Origin of the sequence: Streptomyces sp. SM1 (assembly GCF_002910825.1) — a bacterium.
GTDB classification, from domain to species: Bacteria; Actinomycetota; Actinomycetes; order Streptomycetales; family Streptomycetaceae; genus Streptomyces; species Streptomyces okerensis.
In genome coordinates, this window is the sequence record NZ_NEUB01000414.1 from 1 (window position 1) to 4,514 (window position 4,514).

At 73.9% G+C, this 4,514-nt stretch carries 4 protein-coding genes; 1 reads left to right on the forward strand and 3 read right to left on the reverse strand.

All coding sequences use genetic code 11. The annotated features are described in order from the left end of the window. The 3 genes from B9S61_RS10470 to B9S61_RS10480 form a co-directional block, all read right to left on the reverse strand. Nucleotides 1–983 (reverse strand): AMP-binding protein (locus B9S61_RS10470; RefSeq protein WP_146064774.1); only part of this gene is annotated, 983 nt, incomplete at its 3' end. Further along, entirely contained in the window at nt 980–1,921 is a 942-nt protein-coding gene (locus B9S61_RS10475) for an alpha/beta fold hydrolase (RefSeq protein WP_258039613.1), read from the reverse strand. The genes B9S61_RS10475 and B9S61_RS10470, both read right to left, overlap by 4 nt. Next, entirely contained in the window at nt 1,918–2,946 is a 1,029-nt protein-coding gene (locus B9S61_RS10480) for a 3-oxoacyl-ACP synthase III family protein (protein ID WP_103542017.1), read from the reverse strand. Before B9S61_RS10480 ends, B9S61_RS10475 begins: the two co-directional genes overlap by 4 nt. Before the next feature lie 142 nt (nt 2,947–3,088). Here B9S61_RS10480 and B9S61_RS10485 point away from each other — a divergent pair. Next, nucleotides 3,089–4,514, forward strand: a 1,426-nt coding sequence (locus B9S61_RS10485; RefSeq protein ID WP_146064775.1) for a polyketide synthase, incomplete at its 3' end; no start/stop codon positions are given.

Sequence of the window (4,514 nt, forward strand, 5' to 3'; positions counted from 1 at the left end):
GAGGCCCGCAGCTCGTGGTCGCCGATCGCGGAGACGGGCAGGCACTCCGTGGCACCGTAGACGCTGAGGATCTCGGCGTCGTCCGGTACGGCCCGGCGCAGGGCGTCGACGAGGCGGAGGCGCAGCGGGGCGCCGAAGGAGAGGATCTGCCGGACCGACGGCAGGGTGACGCCGTGGCGGGCGCAGTGACGGGCGATCAGGGTCAGCACGGCCGGTGACGCCAGGACGACGGTGGCGCGGTGCCGCAGCATCGGCGCGACGAGTTCCCCGGGCGGTGTGCGGGCCGGGGCCAGGTGGTTCACGGCCGGGGCGACGGTGGTCAGGCCCAGCAGCGGGCCGAGCAGGGCGACCGGCAGGAATCCGGCGAGGAGCACGTCGTCCGGCCGGGGACCGATCAGGGCGGTCAGCGCGTCGAGCTGTCCGGCCAGGGTGCTGTGGTGGTACTCCGCGCCCTTGGGCCGTCCGGTGGAGCCGGAGGTGAAGGCGATGAGGGCCGGCCCGTCGCCGTCCGGTTCCGGCAGCCGCGCGGGCGGAGCGCCGCCGACCGGCGTCCGGGTGGGCAGCCGCCGCCCCGGAGGGAGCGGAGCGGGGCCGGTGACCAGGGAGATCCCGATGTGGGGACGGCCCCAGCCCAGGGCCCGGCGTCCGAGATGGGCCAGCGGTTCCCCGATGAAGACGTCCGGGGCGACGTCCCGCAGGCAACGGCCCACTTCGGCGCGCGGTTCGATCAGTACAGGGACGGCGCCGAGGATGCCGAGGGCGTACGAGACGGCGGTGAGGTCGTGGGCGTCGCGGGTCATCACCACGGCCTTGTGGCCGGGCCGGACGCCCGCGTCGCGCAGGGCTTCGGCGAGGTGGTGGCAGCGTCGCACCAGTTCGCCGCGACGGGTCGTCCGGGAGGTTCCGCCACGGCTTTCGACGAGGGCGACCGCCTCGGGCCGGTCGGCCAGCCGCGCGGCGATACCGGGAACGGTCACGGTCATGGTGCCCCCTGCAGGAAGTCACGGATGAGGTCGCCCAGTTCGGCCGTGGCGTCCTCCATCACGAAGTGCCCGGCGCCGGGGAAGCGGTGGATTCCGGCGTGCGGGTACCGCCGTGCCCATTCGCCCAGCAGGGCCGGGGTGAAGACGGGATCGCGCATGCCCCACCCGATGAGCAGCGGCAGGTCCGTCAGGCCGGCCCCGGCGCCGGGGGGTTCGAGCAGCCGCCAGGCGGGGTCCGCGGGGCCGCGGGGGATCGCCCGTACCGCGTCGGTGACCGCCCGGCGTTCCGCGCGGCGGGCGTACGGCCGCAGGTAGGCCCGGCGTTCGGACGGGAGCAGCGGGCGGTGGACCCCAGCCCGTACCGCGACACGGGCGAACGCGTTGGTGGCGTGGACGAGTTCGGAGACCGGACGGTGGTCCCGGATCCACCGCAGGGACAACGGCAGCCGGAAGCCGTCCGGGAAGGGGAAGGCCACGGTGTTGCAGACGGCCAGCCGGGCCACCACGCCCGGGTTGCGCAGCGCCCAGGCGACGCCGAGCGGGCCGCCCCAGTCGTGCAGGACGAACGTCCACCCCCGCTCGGGCAGACCCTCGTCCCGCACCAGATGGCGGTGCAGGATGTCCAGGTGTTCCAGCTGCGCCTCGTAGGGGTCCGGCACCCCGTCGGCCGGCCGCAGGTGCCGGGACAGCCCGAAGCCCGGCAGGTCGGGGGCCAGGCAGCGGGCGTGCGGGGAGAGCCGGCGCAGCAGTCCGCGCCACGCGTAGCTCCACGACGGGTTGCCGTGCAGGAACAGCACCGGCTGCCCGGAGCCCAGGTCGAGATAGTGCTGGCCGGTGAGCGGCACCCGCCGCCAGTGCCGGGGTGCGGGGTAACCCGGCAGCAGCCGTTCCAGGAGAGCGGGGTCCGGTGCCGGGGCGTGCCCGGTTCCCGCGGTCACCACCGCAGGAGCCCCAGGCCGAAGCTGAAACCGCTGGCCAGGCCGATCATCGCCACCAGGTCCCCGCTCTCCACACGGTCCGCCTCCCGTGCCTTGACCAGCTGCAGGGGGAGCGAGGCCGCCGCGCAGTTCCCGTGCTCGGCCACCGCGGGCATGCACCGGTCCTCGGGGAGGGAGAAGGTGTCGATCACCTCGCGGTACTGCGGCATGGCGATCTGGTGGAAGGCGACGAAGGCGAAGTCGCCGGACTGCGCCGCCCGGAGTTCCTCCCCGGCGGTTTCCAGGATGCGGGGGAGTACGTCGAGCGCGCCCTGGCGCAGATCCCCGTTCAGCCGCAGCGTGGTGTGGTCGTCGTGGACGGAGAGGTGGTGCATGCTGCCCCCGCCGGCCACCGTGCAGGCCTGCCAGGCGGCGGAGTTGCTGACGAAGCGCAGGGACAGGATGCCGGGGTCGCCGTCGCCCGCGGGGCCGGTGGTGAGCACCATCGCGGCGCCGGCGTCGGAGGCGGTGTAGCCGGGCAGGGCCCGCAGCAGGTCCTCCCGGCAGGGGGCGTGCCAGCGGGTGGCCAGGGTGGAGGGTTCACCGCAGGCGATGAGGACCGTGCGGTAGCGGCCGGCCTCGATGAACGAGGCGGCCACCTCCATGGCGTTGAGGAAGCTGTTGCAGGCGTTCTTGATGTCGAACACCGGGCAGGAGGCGCCCAGTTTGACCGCCACGAGGTGGGCCGTCGCCGGCTCGACCAGGTCCTGGGAGGTCGAGGCGAACAGCAGCAGACCGATGTCGTCGATCTTCAGACCCGCTTCGCCGAGCGCCGACCGGGCGGCCGTCACGGCGAGGTCGGAGGCGTTCTCGCCGTCCTCGTGGACATGGACTCCGCGGACTCCGGTGAGGTCCTCCAGCAGGCCGGGCGGCGGAGCGTAACCACCCGTCTCGGTGATCTTGACGCGGATCTCGTCCAAGGTCCGGTAGCGGGACGGAAGATGAGCGGAAACGGCGGCGATACGGGCACGGATGGCTTCGGGCACCGCGTCACCGTAGCCAGCCCGCCGGCCGGAACGACGATTGCGTGGCGGTATCCACCCCAACGAGTGATCAACACTGGATTTCTGCCCAGTTGTCGCCTTCAATCCGTACGCAGTGCACTAATCGGCGTAAAGGGGCGGGGACTTGGCGACGCAGCAGCATGAACGGGCCGTAGCGGTGGTGGGCGTGGGCTGCCGGCTCCCCGGAGGCGTCACGGACCTGGAAGGACTCTGGTCCGTGCTGCGCGACGGACGGGACGTGGTCGGCGAGATGCCTGCCGGCCGGCTGCCCCGGGACCGGACGGTCGACCCGGGCACCGTGCGGCCCGGCCGCAGCTACACCGCCGCCGGCGGCTTCCTCGACGACGTTGCCTCCTTCGACGCCGGCTACTTCGGCATGTCCCCCGCGGAGGCCCGGCACATCGACCCGCAGCAGCGGCTGCTGCTGGAGATGACCGCCGACGCACTGGACGACGCCGCCATCCCCGCCGAGTCCCTGGCAGGCTCGGACACCTGCGTGTACGTGGGCGTCTCCGACCCCGGCTACGGCGTGAACCTGTCGATGATGCAGGACCACACGAGCCCGCACACCATGCCCGGCGCCACCCTGTCCATCACGGCGAACCGGATGTCGTACGCCTTCGACCTGCGCGGGCCCAGCATGGCCGTGGACACGGCCTGCTCCTCCGCCCTGGTCGCCCTGGACCGGGCCTGCCGCACCCTGCGCGAGGGGCCCGGCCGCGTCGCCCTGGCGGGCGGCGTCAACGTGCTCTCCAACCCCTACTCCTTCGCCGGGTTCTCCTACGCCGGCATGCTGTCCCGGCGCGGGCGCTGCGCGGCGTTCTCCGCCGACGCCGACGGCTTCGTGCGCGCCGAGGGCGGCGCGGTACTCGTCCTCAAGCGCCTCGCCGACGCGGTGGCGGACGGCGACCGCGTGCACGCCGTACTGGCCGCCTCCGGCAACAACACCGACGGCCGCAGCACCGGCATGATCGTGCCCAGCGCCGAGACCCAGGAGGCGCTGCTGCACACGGTCTACGCGGAGGCCGGCATCGACCCCGACGACGTGGTGTACGTCGAGGCCCACGGCACCGGCACCCAGGTCGGGGACCCGGCGGAGGCCCGGGCCATCGGCCGGGCGCTGGGCCGGCGCCGCCGCGGCGGCCCGCTGCCGATCGGCTCGGTGAAGTCCAACGTCGGCCATCTGGAACCCGCCTCCGGAATGGCCGGACTGCTCAAGGCCATCCTGGTCCTGCGCCACCGCCTGGTACCGGCGTCCCTGCACGCCCTTCCCCTCAATCCCCGGATCGACTTCGACGGCCTCGGACTGGCCCCCGCCGCCGTCCCCGTCCCGCTGGAGGTGGGGGAGCGGTCCGCCGTGGGAGTGAGCGCCTTCGGCTTCGGGGGAGCCAACGCCCACGCCGTCCTCACCCCGCCGCCCGCCCCCCGGCCGGCCGGGCCGGACCCGGTGCCGGGCGGGCACCCGCTGCCCCTGGTCGTCTCCGCCCGGTCGCCGAAAGCCCTGAAGCGGATGACCGCACGCATGGCGGAGCGACTGCGGGACACCGACC